Genomic DNA, 15746 nt, shown 5'->3' on the forward strand with positions numbered 1-15746 from the left:
AGTGACGGCCGCGACCCAGTGTGCCCTATCCCGCCTTCAGGCCCCGCACCCAGTGTGGGTCGAACCACCCGGGCGCTCGCTCGGTGAAGTCTGCGCGTGTCAGACGCCCCGCGCCGGCGGGAACGACACCGACGATCGGCGTGTCGGTCAGTCGCGGCAGGTCGACGCGGTTGCAGCGGGTGGCCAGATCCGGTTCGTCGGGCCAGGAACCGATGACGAGCCCGCTGACCTCGACGCCCCGCGCGCGAATGGCGTCGACGGTGAGTTCGGTGTGGTTGAGGGTGCCGAGGCCGGCCGCGGCCACCACGACCACCGGCGCCGACAGCGCGATGGCGACGTCGAGGACGGTCAGGTCGACACCGAGCCGGACGAGCACTCCCCCGGCCCCCTCGACGAGGACGACGTCACGGTCGCCGACCCGGGCCACGGCGTCGGTGACCGACGTCAGGGTCAGCGGAGCCATGCCCGCGCGGGAGGCGGCGGTCTCGGGCGCCAGCGGCTCGGGGTAGCGGGCCCCCTCGACGGTCGAGCTGATCCCGGTCAGCCGCACTACCTCGTCGATGTCACCGGGTTCACCGGGACCGACCCCGGTCTGCCCGGGTTTGCACACCCCCACCGTGGCGCCGTTCGCGGCCACCGCGGCCCCGATGGCGGCGGTGGCGATGGTCTTGCCGACGTCGGTGGACGTCCCGGTGACGACGAGGATCGACATCAGCGCCTCACCGCGTCGGTCGCGGCGACGGCTGTGCGCGCGCGGGTGACGACCGCCGCGACCCGGTCGAGCTCCTTGGCACCGAGATCGGCGCGCACCGTGAGTCGGATGCGGGAGGTGCCCGGCGGGACCGACGGGGGCCGGAAGCACCCCACGGCGACACCGTCGGCGAGGCATCGACGGGCCACCTCCAGCGCGGCGGCGGGCTCACCGATGATCAGCGACACCACCGCGGCGGACGGCGTCTCGGCGCCGCACGCGGTCGCCAGTCGTCGGGCGTTCTCGCGCACGCGGTCACACAGGTCGGGTTCGGCACGCAGCACGCCGAGCGCGGCCCGGGCGGCACCGACCGCGGCGGGCGCCAACCCGGTGTCGAAGATGAACGAGCGCGCACGGTCGACCAGATGGTCCCGCAGGGTCGTCGGCCCGGCGACGAGGCCGCCCTGCGAACCGAAGGACTTCGAGAGCACGGCGGTGACGATCAGGTCGACGGCGCCGGACAGACCCAGCTCGTCGACGACCCCGCGGCCACCGCGACCGCGGACCCCGAGTGCATGGGCCTCGTCGACGACGATCAGTGCGCCGTGTTCGCGTGCCGCGGCGTACAACTCGGCGACCGGTGCGACGGCACCGTCGATGCTGTAGACGGAGTCGGTCACGACCATGGCGCGGTCCTCGGTGCGCTCGCGCAGCGCGGTCCGGACGGCCTCGTGGTCGCCGCGGTCGACGACCACGACCCGCGCCCGCGACAGCCGACACCCGTCGATCAACGAGGCGTGGGCACCCCCGTCGCTGACGATGAGGTCGCCACGCCCCATCAGCGCGGTGATGACCCCGACATTCGCGAGGTACCCGGAGGAGAAGACGAGTGCGCTCGCGGTCCCGAGGAACTCGGCGAGTTCGCGTTCGAGGGCGGCGTGCAGGGCGGTGGTGCCGGTGACGAGCCGCGATGCGGTCGCCCCCGCACCCCACGTCTGCACGGCCTCGATCGCTCCGGCGATCACCCGCGGATCGGTGGACAGGCCCAGGTAGTCGTTGGAGGCGAGGTTCAGGACACCGTCGTCGGCACGGCGCGGCGCCAGGGTGCGGTGCAGCCCCTCGGCGTCGCGGACACGCGCCGCCTCGACCAGCCAATCGAGTGCTGAGGGACGGGGGGAATCAGACGCATTCATCGTCGCTCAGCGTCTCACACGGCTGTTTCCGCCCACTCGACGTCCGCATCCGCCCACTCGACGTCTCAGCGAGCGTGTGTGTGCACCACGGCGGTGATCGCAGCGACGACGGTGTCGATGTCGTCGGCGGAGGAGATGAACGGTGGCATGGCGTAGACGAGGGCCCCGAACGGCCGCAGCCACGCTCCGGCGTCGACCGCCGCCTCGGTCGCCACCGCCATGTCCACAGCCGAGTCGAGTTGGACCACGCCGATCGCGCCCAGTACACGCACGTCGACGACCGAGTCGAGCTCCCGTAGCGGTTCGAGGCCTTCGCGCAGTCGGGCCTCGATCGCGGAGACCCGACCGCGCCAGTCGCCGTCGAGGAGCAGTTCGAGGGACGCGACCGAGACCGCGCAGGCGAGGGGGTTGGCCATGAACGTCGGGCCGTGCGCGAGCACGCCCATCTCGCCCTCGCTGATCGTGGTGGCGATCCGCTCGGTGCACAGGGTCGCCGCCATCGTCATGTAGCCGCCGGTCAACGCCTTGCCCACGCACATGATGTCCGGCGCGACCCCCGCGTGTTCGGCGGCGAACAGGGCGCCGGTGCGGCCGAACCCGGTGGCGATCTCGTCGAAGATCAGCAGGACGTCGTTCTCGTCACAGATCCGCCGGAGGTCGGCGAGGTAGCGCGGGTCGTGGAACCGCATCCCGCCGGCGCCCTGGACCACCGGTTCGACGATGACCGCGGCCAGCTCGGACCGGTGGGCGGCGACCGCGTCGGCCAGCTCGGCGACGTAGTCGGATCGGTACTCGGACGGCGGCGGGCCGACGAAGACCTGGTCGCGCAGGACGCCGGTCCACTGCGAGTGCATGCCGCCGTCGGGATCGCAGACACTCATGGGGGTGAAGGTGTCGCCGTGATATCCCCCGCGCCAGGTCAGCAGTCGCGGCCGGTCGATGCCCTGCCCGCGCCAGTACTGCAGCGCCATCTTGATCGCGACCTCCACCGACACCGACCCGGAGTCGCAGAAGAACACGCGCTGCAGCGGCTCGGGGGTGATGTCGACGAGCAGCCGCGCCAGCCGCGCGGCCGGCTCATGGGTGAGGCCGCCGAACATCACGTGGGCCATCGAGTCGAGTTGGGTGCGGACGGCGGCGTCGAGCACCGGGTTGGCGTAGCCGTGGATCGCCGCCCACCACGAGCTCATCCCGTCGACGACCTCGCGTCCGTCGGCCAGCCGGATCCTGGTCCCGGCAGCGGACTCGACCACCAGTGGCGCGGGTCCACCCGCGGTCATCGAGCCGTACGGATGCCAGATCAACTCGTCGTCGATCGCCGTGATCTCGGCGGTGGTCAGCGGGTTCCGGGCCATCGGGCGAGCGTATCCACCGACCGGTGTCGCGCCGCGGGGCCGGGGACGTTACCGCGCGACGGGCGGTCCCCGCATCCGTTTCGCCAGGTCGACCGGCGCGGCACGGCATCGCGGAAGTGGAATTCACGAAGACGGCAGGTACATTACGAATCGACGACCGCGACTCCTCGCCGACGCTCACACCGCCGAGTGTCGGAGATTTCCCCCCGACAGCTAGCGAGACCAACCACGTGGTGACCGCCCCCAGCCGCTCCTCGGAGCGGCAGCGCACGGTGCCCGCCGACCCAGCCTCGGCGTATCGGACCGACCTCGACGGACTCCGCGGGATCGCCATCACCCTGGTCGCCTGTTTCCACATCTGGTTCGGCCGCGTCTCCGGCGGCGTCGACGTCTTCCTCACGCTCTCCGGCTACTTCTTCGTCGGTTCGCTGCTCAAACACGTCATCGTCACGCAGAGCCCGTCGGTCACCCTCCGCGACGCGATCAACCCGCTCACGCGACTGACCCGCCTGGCGCGTCGACTGTTGCCCGCATTGATCACGGTGCTGCTGATCGTCACCGTGCTGACCATCGTCGTGCTCCCGCAGACCCGCTGGGTCGCGACCGGACGCGAGGTCGTCGCCAGCGCGCTCTACTACCAGAACTGGTTCCTGGCCTTCAATTCCCAGGACTACGCCGCTGCGAGCTCGGCCAACAGTCCGCTTCAGCATCTGTGGTCGATGTCGGTGCAGGGACAGTTCTTCGTCGTCACGATCCTCACCGCGCTGGCGTTCGGCGGGGTCATAAAGCTGGCGTCCACCGTCGTCCCGCAGCTGCGCCGGCCCGCCGTCATCCGCGCCATCGTCGCGACCGCGATCATCGGCGTGGCCGCGGTGTCGTTCTACTGGGCGCACATGCGGATGCCGATCAACCAGCAGTTCAACTACTACGACACGATCGCGCGCACCTGGGAGCCGCTGGCCGGCGGCCTCCTCGCGGTGTGGATGCCGCGGTGGCGCGTCCCGACCGTCCTGCGCAACCTCGTGGCGGTCGCCGCGCTCGCGCTCATCGTCACCTGCGGCTGGTGGATCGTCGGTGTCGAGTCCTACCCCGGCCCGCTCGCCCTGGTCCCCGTGCTCGCGACGCTGGCCATCATCTGGTCGGGCGCGACGGCCACTCAGCGCGGCACCCGCGTCGACATGCCGGTCATCAACCGCGGACTGGCGAGCCGGTTCCCGGTCTGGCTGGGATCGATCTCCTACGCGCTGTACCTCTGGCACTGGCCGCTGCTGATCTTCTACCTCGCGTGGCGGGACAGCAACGACGCGACCTTCGTCGAGGGTGTCCTGCTGATCGCGCTGTCGATCGCGCTGGCCTGGCTGACCAAGCGGTATGTCGAGGATCCGCTGCGCTCGTCGCGACCGGGCACGAAGAAGGTCGGTCAGCATCGCGCCGACGGAGCGGCGACCTCGGACTCGCTGCGGGACCCGGTACTGCCGACCAGATCGTCTCGTGGTCGGCGCGCGCGTGCTGCGATGCTGAGCTACACCGGAGCCCTGACGACGCTGCTCGTGGTCGGCGTGCTGGTCGCAGGCGTCGGCATCAAGGCCTGGGAACGCCACGTCGACAACATCGTGGTCGACACGACCAACCTGGACCCGCGGATCTATCCCGGCGCCCGTGCGCTCATCGAGGGCGTCCCGGTCCCCAGTGTCGACCCGGTGCCCAAGGCGCTCGAGGTCCTCAAGGACCTGCCCGAGACCTCATATCAGGGCAACATCAGCGACTTCAAGGACCCCGACATCCACGTCGCGGTCTACGGCGATCCGACGGCGACGAAGACCATCGCCCTCGCGGGCGGCTCGCACGCCGAGTACTGGATCTCGGCGCTCGATCTGCTGGGCAAGCAGAACCACTTCCGGGTCACGACCTACCTCAAGTTCGGGTGCCCGCTGTCGGTCGACCCGAACGTCTCGGTGGACGGCGTCCCCTACCCGGCCTGCCGCACCTGGGTCGAGAGGGTGATGGACCGACTCATCGCCGACAAGCCCGACGCGGTGTTCACGAACTCGACGCGCCCGCGCCAGGGCATCGTCGGCGAATGGGTGCCGCCGGACTACCTGCCGATCTTCGACCGCTTCAAGCAGGCGGGTATCCCGGTTCTCGGTGTGCGGGACAGTGTCTGGCCACACAACGGCAAGGGCGCCATCGACAGTCCGACGTGTCTGGCCGAGGGCGGCGACGCGAAGTCGTGCGGCACCCCTCGGGACCCCGAATACGGCATGGCGAACCCGACCGACGCGATCGTCGCGGACTACCCGAACGTGCATCCGATCGACCTCAGCAGGGGCTGGTGCACCGACACCCTGTGCCCGGCGATCATCGGCAACATCTCCGTCTACCACGACTGGCACCACCTCAGCGCGACCTTCGTGCGGAGCCTCGCCCCCGAGCTCGAACGACAGATGAAGCTCGTCTTCCCCTGGGCCTGAACGTCCGACGTGATGTTCGCACCGCCGAGATGAGCGGACCGGCATCTGCCGCTAGGGTCGACGCATGACGTCGCAAGGGTGGGAATGACAGAAACTCCGGACACCACGATCGGCGACCCGACCGAGAGCCTGGTGGACGCGACGCTCGCCACCACTCCGGACCAGCTCATGGTGTGGCCGGGAACCGCGTATCCGCTGGGCGCCACCTATGACGGTGCGGGCACGAACTTCTCGGTGTTCTCCGAGGTGGCCGACACGGTCGAGTTGTGCCTGATCGGCAAGGACGGCACCGAGACCCGCGTACGGCTCGACGAGGTCGACGGCTACGTGTGGCACTGCTATCTCCCGTCGGTGGCCCCCGGTCAGCGGTACGGCTACCGGATCCACGGACCCTACGATCCGGCGCGAGGTCTGCGCTGCGATCCGTCGAAACTGCTCGTCGACCCGTACGGCAAGTCGTTCCACGGCGAGTTCGACGGTGATCGTTCGCTGTACTCGTACCCCATCGAACTGCCCGGCGACGACGACATCGTCACCGACGAGACGCCGGACGACCCCGCGCCGAGCGCCGACACGGAGACGGACGTGAGCGGGTCCGCGACCGGACTCGTCGAGCAGCCCGAGCAGCAGCAGAAGCAGGCCGTAACCGACTCCGACCAGACCCCGCCCGCATCGCCCCCGCCCGCATCGCCCCCGCCGGCGACCGCGGTGCCCGACACCCCGGTGTCCGACGAGTCGGACACGGTCCACGACGGCTCGCCCATCGACGCCGACATCACCGACCCGGACTTCCCCGACATGCCGGGGCTGGATTCGCTGGGCCACACGATGACCTCGGTCGTCATCAACCCGTTCTTCGACTGGCAGCACGACCGCGCACCGAACCGTCCGTACCACGAGACGGTGATCTACGAGGCGCACGTCAAGGGCATGACCGCCACCCATCCCGAGGTCCCCGAGCAGCTCCGCGGGACCTACGCCGGACTGGCGCACCCGGCGATCATCGACCACCTCACCGATCTCGGCGTCACCGCCATCGAACTGATGCCGGTCCATCAGTTCCTGCAGGATCAGACGCTGCTCGACCAGGGGTTGCGGAACTACTGGGGCTACAACAGCTTCGGCTTCCTCGCCCCGCACGGCGGGTACGCGGCCAACAAGCGGGCCGGCGGCGAGGTCACCGAGTTCAAGGCGATGGTCCGCGCGTTCCACGAGGCGGGCATCGAGGTCATCCTCGACGTGGTCTACAACCACACCGCCGAGGGCAACCACATGGGCCCGACGATCTGCATGCGCGGCATCGACAACGCCGCCTACTACCGCCTCGTCGACGGCCAGCCCGAGATGTACATGGACTACACCGGCACCGGCAACAGCCTCAACGTGCGGCACCCGCACACCCTCCAGCTGATCATGGACTCGCTGCGCTACTGGGTGCTCGAGATGCACGTCGACGGGTTCCGTTTCGACCTCGCCTCGACCCTGGCGCGCGAGCTCCACGACGTCGACAAGCTCTCGGCGTTCTTCGATCTGGTGCAACAGGATCCGGTGGTCAGTCAGGTCAAACTCATCGCCGAGCCGTGGGACGTCGGCGAGGGCGGCTACCAGGTGGGCAACTTCCCCGGGCTGTGGACGGAGTGGAACGGCAAGTACCGCGACACCGTCCGCGACTACTGGCGCGGGGAGCCGTCGACGTTGGGAGAGTTCGCCTCCCGCCTGACCGGCTCGTCGGATCTGTACGAGGACACCGGACGACGTCCGGGTGCCAGCATCAACTTCGTCATCGCCCACGACGGCTTCACGCTGCGAGACCTCGTGTCCTACAACGAGAAGCACAACGAGGCCAACGGCGAGGACAACCGCGACGGCGAGAGCCACAACCGGTCGTGGAACTGTGGCGTCGAGGGTCCGACCGACGATCCGGCCATCGAGGAACTGCGCGCCCGCCAGCAGCGCAACATCCTCGCGACACTGGCCCTGAGCCAGGGCACGCCCATGATCGCCCACGGCGACGAGATGGGACGCACCCAGCAGGGCAACAACAACGTCTACTGCCAGGACTCCCCGCTCGCGTGGATGGACTGGTCGTTGGCCGAGTCCAACGCCGACCTGGTCACCTTCACCAGTCGGGCCATCGCGTTGCGCACCGAACACCCGGTGTTCCGCCGGCGACGCTTCTTCGCCGGTCGACCCATCCGTTCCGGAGACCAGTCACGAGACATCGCGTGGCTGACACCGGGCGGTCAGGAGATGAACGAGGCTGACTGGGACAGCGGGTTCGGCAAGAGCCTCGCGGTCTATCTCAACGGAGAGGGCATCGGCGAGAAGGACGTTCGCGGTCGACTCGTGGTCGACGACACCTTCCTGCTGTGTTTCAACGCCCACCACGAACCGCTCGACTTCCAACTGCCGTCGGATTACTACGGCTCGGAGTGGGAGGGTGTGCTCGACACCGCCGACGCGACCGGGTCGACGTCGGTACGGGCCTCCACCGGCGCGTCGGTGATGGTGCGTGACCGTTCGCTGCTCGTCCTACGCAAGGTGCACTGAGGCATGGGCACGACTCACACCGGGGGCACACGACCGGCGTTCGTGGCCACCTATCGTCTGCAGCTGACCGCCGACTTCACCTTCGCCGATGCGGCCGCACAGATCCCGCACATCAGCGCGTTGGGGATCAGCCACCTGTACCTGTCGCCGATCGGGACCGCGATGGCCGGCTCGACCCACGGCTACGACTGGGTGCCCCCACCGGAGGTCGCCGAGGTCCTCGGCGGTATCGACGGGCTGCGCACGCTGCGTCGGGCCGCGACCGACGCCGGGCTCGGGATCATCGTCGACATCGTGCCCAACCACACCGGTGTCGAGGATCCGCGGCAGAACCCGTGGTGGTGGGACGTCCTCACCCACGGCAGCGCATCGGAGTTCGCGCACCACTTCGACATCGACTGGGCCCCGGACAACGGCACGGACGGCCGCATCGCGCTGCCGGTCCTCGGCACGCCCGACGACGTCGAGGCCCTGACCCTGGAGACCGACGACTCCGGCACAACGGAACTGGGCTTCTACGAGCACCGGTTCCCACTCGCCCCCGACACCGACACGACCTCACCGCGCACGGCGCACGACGGTCAGGCGTACCGGCTCGTGGCCTGGGACTCCGGACTGATCGGTTACCGACGGTTCTTCGCGGTCAACGGTCTGGCCGGGATGCGCCAGGAGGACCCCGCGGTGTACGCCGCGACCCACACGTTGGTGCACCGGCTCGTCGCCGAGGACCTCGTCGACGGACTGCGCGTCGACCACCCCGACGGACTCACCGACCCGATGGGCTATCTCGAGCAGCTGCGCGCGGATCTCGGCGACGACCGGCTGCTGCTGATCGAGAAGGTGCTGTCGGTCGACGAGGACCTCGACCCGGCCCTGCCGGTCGACGGCACCACCGGATACGAGGCACTGCGGGTACTCGACGGCGTCTTCGTCGATGCGACCGCGGTCGAGACGTTCACCGAGCTGCACCGCAGCGTCACAGGCAACCCGGGCGACCGCGACTGGATCGACACCGCCGAACACGCGATAAAACTCGGGACCCTGGACGAGATGTTCCCCGCCGAACGCGCTCGCCTGTCCCGAGCGATCCGTCAGGCCGCGCGCGACGCCGGCGACACCGATGCCACCGCGGTGCCCGCCACGGACCTCGACGCGGCGATCGGCGAGGTCGTCGCGTCTCTGGGGGTCTACCGCGCCGACTACCCCACCCTGCGGCCGCGGCTGAGCGCCACGTTCGACGAGGTGCGCGACCGTCTCCCCGAGCTGGGATCGGCCATCCATCTGATCGCCGAGGCCGTCGCCTCCGACGGTGAGCCGTCCGCGCGTCTCGCCCAGGTCTGCGGGGCGACGACCGCGAAGAGCGTCGAGGACTGTCTGTTCTATCGCACGGCCCGACTTGTCGCTCTGCAGGAGGTCGGTGGTGACCCCGGGCGATTCGGCACCTCCGTCGAGGAGTTCCACGCGTTCAACCTCGCCCGCGCCCGGGACTGGCCGTCGGCGATGACGACGTTGTCGACCCACGACACCAAACGTGGTGAGGACGTCCGCGCCCGGATCGGGTTGTTGTCCCGCCATCCCGATCAGTGGTCGGAGCTCGTCGGATCGATGATGTCCACCACGCCCGCACCCGACGCCGTGACCGGACTGTTCCTGCTGCAGAACATCGTCGGGGTCTGGCCGCTGGACGGCGCGCCCGATGCGAGTGTGCGGGAACGGCTGCACGAGTTCACGACCAAGGCGATCCGCGAGGCCGCGCTGGTCACCTCGTGGACCGAGTCCGACGACGAGATGGAGTCGGCGATCCACCGGTGGGTCGACGACGTGCTCGACGGGCCGGTCGGCGATCAGATCACGACGCTGATCGCCACGATGCGCGCCGACATCGTCGACGTCTGCGTTGCCCACAAGGCCCTCGGCCTCCTGGTCCCCGGGTTCGGTGACGTCTACCAGGGCACCGAGTGGTTCGAGGACACCCTCGTGGACCCGGACAACCGCCGTCCGGTCGACTTCGGCCGGTCCATCGACCATCCGAAGACCGTCCTCGTCATCGCCGCGCTCGCGCTGCGCCGCGATCACCCGGAGTCGTTCGGTGTCGACGGCGCGTACACGCCGGTGTACGCGACCGGCCCCGCCGCGGGCGAGGTCGTCGCGTTCGGTCGGGGTCCCGACGTGCTCGTGCTCGTCGCGCGTACGCGGATCACCGACTCCGATGCGGCGGCCGCCACGGTCCTCGAACTACCCGAGGGACGCTGGCGATCCCGCACCGGCACCGACGAGTTCACCGGATCCGTGGCGATGTCAGCCGCGTTCGCCCACGGTCCCGTGGCGCTTTTGGAGTTGCTCGACCGACGACCCGGGTAGCGTGATCCCGGTGACTCTCGTGGCCGGAATCGACTCGTCGACACAGTCCTGCAAGGTCGTCGTCCGCGACGCGGACGACGGTGCCCTCGTCCGGTCCGGGCGGGCCGCACACCCGCCGGGCACCGAGGTCGATCCCCGTGAGTGGTTGCGCGCCATGCATACCGCGATCGCCGACGCCGGCGGCCTCGACGACGTCGCCGCGGTCTCGGTCGGCGCCCAGCAACACGGGATGATCTGCCTCGACGCCGACGGAAACCCGATCCGAGATGCGTTGCTGTGGAACGACACCCGCTCGGCGGACGCAGCGCGCGATCTGATCGACGAACTCGGCGGACCGGCCGCGTGGGCCGAGCGTATCGGGGTCGTACCGGTCGCATCGATCACCGCGACCAAGCTCCGTTGGCTCGCCGACCACGAACCGTCACACGCCGACGCCACCGCCGCGGTCTGTCTGCCGCACGATTGGTTGACCTGGCAGTTGCGGGGCGGCGGCGACCTCGCCGAACTGACCACCGACCGCAGCGATGCCAGCGGCACCGGCTATTTCTCCGCCGAGACCGGCGACTACGACCATGACCTGTTGACCATGGCGATGCGCGGCCGAACCCCCTCTCCACCGCGGGTTCTCGGGCCGCACGACTCCCCGGGCGAGACCTCCTGGGGTGCCCGGCTCGGCGCGGGCGCCGGCGACAACGCCTCGGCGGCACTGGCGCTCGACGCCCGACCCGGCGACGTCATCGTCTCGCTCGGCACGTCTGGCGTGGTCTCGGCGGTGACCGACGTGGGCTCACACGACGCGGCCGGATACGTGGCCGGGTTCGCCGACGCCACCGGACGTCAACTGCCCCTGGTGTGCACGCTCAACGGCGCGCCGGTCCTGGCGTCGATCGCCCGCATGCTCGGGGTGGACCTCGACGCCCTGTCCGACCTCGCGTTGTCGGCCGCACCCGGTTCGGGTGGGGTGTCGCTGATCCCCTACTTCGAGGGCGAACGCTCCCCCAACCTGCCCGACGCCCGCGCCACCATGGCCGGGCTGTCGGTCGCGAACACCACCCCGGCGACCATCGCCCGCGCTGCGGTCGAGGGACTGCTCTGTTCACTCGCCGACGGTCTCGGCTTCATCGCCGCCCAGGGCGTCGACACGCAGCGCATCATCCTGGTCGGTGGCGGGGTGCGATCGCGCGCGATCCGCGAGATCGCGCCGGCGGTCTTCGGACTGCCGGTGTCGGTGCCCGAGCCGGGCGAGTACGTCGCCGACGGCGCCGCGCGTCAGGCGGCGTGGGTCCTCTCGGGGTCCGCCACGCCGCCGCAGTGGCCGCAGTCGGGGACCGCGCAGTTCGAGGCCGACCACGATCCGTCGATCCTCGAGCAGTACCGCGCCGCGCAGGCGAAGTCCTACCGCTGAGACACGCCGATCACGAGGCGTCACCCACCAGTTCGACGAGCGTCTCGCGTGCGCCGCGCTCCCGCAGCGACGACAGTGCCCACGTGTAGGACTCCATGAACGTCGCGTCGTCGGCGAGGTCGCCGAACAGGTCGGTCACCCCGACGAAGGCCCGAGGGTCCTGCTGGGAGTCCCGCGCCAACGGCGACAGCATCTCGGCGCGTTGATCGACGACCTCGATGGGCTCGCCCTGCTCGTCGAGCCCTTCGGCGTAGCGCGTCCACGACGCCACTACGGCCGCCGAGAAAGAGACCGAGCCGCCGTCGCGCAGCCGCTCGACGATGACCGGCACCAGCCACTGTGGGATGCGATCGGATGACTCGGCGCACAGTCGGGCGATGGTGTCGCCGATGGCCGGGTTGGAGAACCGCTCGAGCAGGGTGTCGATGTAGTCGTCGACGTCCACGCCGGGGACCGCGGGCAGGGTGAGCCGCCCCTCCTGCTGCATGTACGCGCGCAACAGCTTCTCCAGCAGGGGATCCCGCGCGGCCTCGTCGACCAGTCGGTACCCCATCAGGTATCCGAAATAACACAGCGTCTGATGCCCGGCGTTGAGGAGTCGCAGCTTCATCAGCTCGTAGGGCGCGACGTCGGCGACCATCTGGACACCCACGTCCTCGAACGGCGGTCGGCCGTCGGCGAAGTCGTCCTCGAGCACCCACTGCGTGAAGGGCTCGGCGACGACCGGCCAGCGGTCGATGAGCCCGGTCCGCGCCGCGACCTCGTGGGCCAGCTCGGCCGGTGTGGCCGGCGTGATGCGGTCGACCATCGAGTTGGGAAAGCTGGTGTGCAGTTCCATCCACTCCGCGAGGTCGGGATCCTTGGCCTGCGCGAACGCGGTGAACACCCGCCGCGCCATGTGGCCGTTGCCCGGGATGTTGTCGCAGCTCATCACGGTGAACGATCCGATCCCCCGCGCACGGCGGCGGTGCAGCGCCTCGGTGATGAGCCCGAAGGTGGTGCGCGGGATCGCGTTCGGCGCGAGATCGGCCTCGACATCGGGGGCGTGCAGATCGAATTCGCCGGTGGAGCTCGAGATGTTGTAGCCCCCCTCGGTGACCGTCAGCGACACGATCCGCGTGGTCGGGGCGGCGAGGGTCTCGATGACCTTCTCGGGATCGTCGGGCGCGAAGAGGTAGTCGACGATCGAGCCGACGACCGAGGTCTCGACCTCTCCGTCGGGGTGCTTCAGGGTCAGCGTGTACAGGCCGTCCTGGGGTGCGAGTGCGTCGCGCATTCGCTTGTCCCCTGGCAGCACCCCGACCCCGCAGATGGTCCACGGCATGTCCGGATCGCGGCCGAGGAGCCGGTCGACGTACATCGCCTGATGTGCGCGATGAAAGCCCCCGACGCCGAAGTGCACGATGCCGCGCGGACGTTCGTGGCGGTCATACCGCGGCACCTCGGTCGATTCGATCTCGGCGAGATGCTCGTCGTCGAGAGGGGTGACGGGGCCGATCCCCGCCGTGGCGCCCTGGACTGTCTGCGTCACGATGACCGCCTTTCTGAAGCCGGGTGCCCGTCGGACACCAGTTGGGGGAGGACGACTGCCTTGATACTGCCCTCGATGCGATCCGCGTCGAGGGCGTCGGCCACCTCGTCGAGGGCGAAACGTCCGGTGACCAGCGCGTCGAGGTCGACGAGACCGGCGGTCACCAACGCCGTCGCCGTGGGCCAGGTGTTCGCGTACCGGAACACCCCGGTCAGGATCAGCTCGCGGTTCTGCACGATCGAGACGGGGATCGTCAGCTCGTCCGAACCCATCCCGACCAGGACCACCCGGCCCGCGGGACGGACCGCGCCGATTCCCGCGACGATCGCCGAGGGCGCCCCCGATGCGTCGACGAAGGCGTCGAACGGCTCGAGGTCACCGACGTCGTCGGGCCGCACCGTGGCGGTCGCCCCGAACCGCAGGGCGGTCTCCAGACGTGCGGAGTTGATGTCCGACAGCACGATCCGCGTCGCGCCGTAGGCCCGCGCGACCTGAGCGCACACCAGGCCGATCGGGCCCGCGCCGGCGATGAGAACCGATCCGCCCGCCACCACACCGGCCTTGCCGATCGCCGCGATGCCCACCGACAGCGGCTCGAACAGGGCGGCGGCGATGTCGCTGACCGTGTCGGGCACCGGGTGCGCGAAGGCCGAACCGATCGTGGCGTACTGCGCGAGGGCTCCGTCGATCGGCGGCGTCGCATAGAACTCCATGTGCGGACACAGGTTGTAGTCACCTCGGCGCGATTCGATCGAATCCGGATCCGGACGCTGGGGTTCGATCGAGACCCGCTCACCGATCCGCGACTCCGGCACGCCCGCGCCCACCGCGACGATGCGTCCGGACGCCTCGTGACCCAGGACGATCGGCGCGGTAACCACGTGGTCGCCGATCTTCCCGTGCCGGTAGTAGTGCGCGTCCGATCCGCAGACGCCCACCGCCGCGATCTCGACGAGGACGTCGTTCGGGGCGGGAGTGGGGACGGGGCGCTCCTGGAGCTCGACATGTCCGGTCTCCACGAGGACCGAAGCGCGCATGGTGTCGGTGATGACCGGTATTCCGGCCGAAAGTGTTGTGTGGGTCACACTCAGGATGCTAGCGTATTGAACATATGAACCGCCAGTGAGCATCTGCTCACGCCTCAACGACGAGGGGATGTCGATGACCGCGCCGCAGTCACCGCGTCAGTCTGGTGTCACCGCCGATTCCGGCCAGGACATCCGACTGCTGCTGCGTGCCGCGACCATGTACCACCTCGAGGGGGCGACGCAGGCAGAGATCGCGGCCCGCCTGGGGGTGTCGCGTCCGACCGCCGGCCGCCTGGTCTCGCGGGCTCGGGCCCAGGGCCTCGTCACCGTCACCGTCGCCGCCCCCGACCATCTCGGCAGCTCGATCCACCCGGACACCGAGCGTGCGATGGAGAAGGCCTTCGGTCTCGACGAGGTCCTGATCATGGACTCCCCCGCCGACGGCACACCGTCGGGCGACGCCGCCCTGGGACGGTCCGGGTCGTCGGTCCTGGCCCGCCGGATCCAGCCCACCGACACCTTCGGCTTCACCTGGGGTCCCGAACAGGTCGCCGTCGCCGACGCCTTGACCGCCCGCAACGCCTCGTGCCGTCGGGTGGTGCAGATGGACGGTTCGATGTCGTCGGTCGACTACCACACCGGCGTCGACCACGCCCTGTCGCGCTTCTCCGAACAACTACGGGCGCAACCGATGCGGCTGATCGCGCCGCTCTACGCCGACGCCGACACCGTCACCGCGATGCGCCGCGACTCGATCCTCTCGCAGCCGTTGCTCGCGGCCGAGAACGCCGAGGTGATGCTGTTCGGCGTCGGTTCGGTCTCCACGTCGACCACCCTGTTCGAGGGCGCGTTCATCGACAGCGCAGTACTCGGCGAGCTCGAGAACCTCGGCGCCGTCGGCGAGATCGGCGGACGCTTCTACGACATCGACGGGGTCCCGGTCGACTCATCCCTCGTCGGCCGCACCGTGTCGGTGCCGCTCGATCGCGTGCACGAGTGCACGACCACCATCCTCGTCTCCGGCGGAGCTCATCGCCAGGAGTCGATTCTCGGGGCACTGCGTGGGGGGTTCGCGACCATCCTGGTCACCGACCTCGACACCTCGCGGTGGCTGATGTCAGAACAGAAAGGTCAACGGTGACTGTACAAACGACGACTGCG

General features: G+C 69.6%; 10 protein-coding genes. 5 read left to right on the plus strand and 5 right to left on the minus strand.

Annotated features, from left to right (window positions below; genetic code table 11):
* Nucleotides 1–25 precede the first annotated feature (25 nt).
* The 3 genes from bioD to LX13_RS13795 all read right to left on the minus strand — a co-directional run bounded on the left by bioD (nt 26) and on the right by LX13_RS13795 (nt 3239).
* On the minus strand, nt 26–712 hold the full coding sequence (bioD, locus tag LX13_RS13785; RefSeq protein WP_253661924.1) for a dethiobiotin synthase: 687 nt from the start codon (nt 710–712) through the stop codon (nt 26–28).
* Nucleotides 712–1884 (minus strand): 8-amino-7-oxononanoate synthase, encoded by a 1173-nt coding sequence (locus tag LX13_RS13790; protein ID WP_253661925.1) that lies wholly within the window; start codon nt 1882–1884, stop codon nt 712–714. The genes bioD and LX13_RS13790 overlap by 1 nt, the downstream gene beginning before the upstream one ends.
* Nucleotides 1885–1949: 65 nt before the next feature.
* The gene (locus tag LX13_RS13795) at nt 1950–3239 is read right to left on the minus strand and encodes an adenosylmethionine--8-amino-7-oxononanoate transaminase (RefSeq protein ID WP_253661926.1); all 1290 of its coding nucleotides are present in this window, start codon (nt 3237–3239) and stop codon (nt 1950–1952) included.
* A gap of 233 nt (nt 3240–3472) precedes the next feature.
* On the opposite strand from LX13_RS13795, the gene LX13_RS13800 reads away from it, so the two are divergent.
* From LX13_RS13800 to LX13_RS13815, 4 genes are all read left to right on the plus strand, one after another.
* Nucleotides 3473–5710, plus strand: a complete 2238-nt coding sequence (locus tag LX13_RS13800) for an acyltransferase family protein (RefSeq protein ID WP_253661927.1) — start codon at nt 3473–3475, stop codon at nt 5708–5710.
* Nucleotides 5711–5878: 168 nt separating this feature from the next.
* On the plus strand, nt 5879–8260 hold the full coding sequence (glgX, locus tag LX13_RS13805) for a glycogen debranching protein GlgX (RefSeq protein WP_253662742.1): 2382 nt from the start codon (nt 5879–5881) through the stop codon (nt 8258–8260).
* A gap of 3 nt (nt 8261–8263) precedes the next feature.
* On the plus strand, nt 8264–10621 hold the full coding sequence (gene treY / locus LX13_RS13810; protein ID WP_253661928.1) for a malto-oligosyltrehalose synthase: 2358 nt from the start codon (nt 8264–8266) through the stop codon (nt 10619–10621).
* Nucleotides 10622–10631: 10 nt separating this feature from the next.
* Nucleotides 10632–12026 carry a xylulokinase gene (locus tag LX13_RS13815; RefSeq protein ID WP_253661929.1) on the plus strand — a complete coding sequence of 465 codons (1395 nt, stop codon included), beginning with the start codon at nt 10632–10634 and terminating at the stop codon, nt 12024–12026.
* A 10-nt stretch (nt 12027–12036) separates the two neighbouring features.
* On the opposite strand, the gene LX13_RS13820 is transcribed toward LX13_RS13815, so the two are convergent.
* Complete coding sequence (locus tag LX13_RS13820; RefSeq protein ID WP_372499911.1) at nt 12037–13557, minus strand: mannitol dehydrogenase family protein; 1521 nt, start codon at nt 13555–13557, stop codon at nt 12037–12039.
* A complete protein-coding gene (locus LX13_RS13825) occupies nt 13554–14594 on the minus strand; it encodes an NAD(P)-dependent alcohol dehydrogenase (RefSeq protein WP_253662744.1) in 1041 nt (346 codons plus the stop codon). The genes LX13_RS13820 and LX13_RS13825 overlap by 4 nt, the downstream gene beginning before the upstream one ends.
* A 124-nt stretch (nt 14595–14718) precedes the next feature.
* On the opposite strand from LX13_RS13825, the gene LX13_RS13830 reads away from it, so the two are divergent.
* Complete coding sequence (locus LX13_RS13830; RefSeq protein WP_253662745.1) at nt 14719–15726, plus strand: sugar-binding transcriptional regulator; 1008 nt, start codon at nt 14719–14721, stop codon at nt 15724–15726.
* Nucleotides 15727–15746: the final 20 nt, after the last annotated feature.

It is taken from the genome of Williamsia maris (assembly GCF_024171815.1).
In the GTDB taxonomy this organism is placed as follows: domain Bacteria; phylum Actinomycetota; class Actinomycetes; order Mycobacteriales; family Mycobacteriaceae; genus Williamsia_A; species Williamsia_A maris.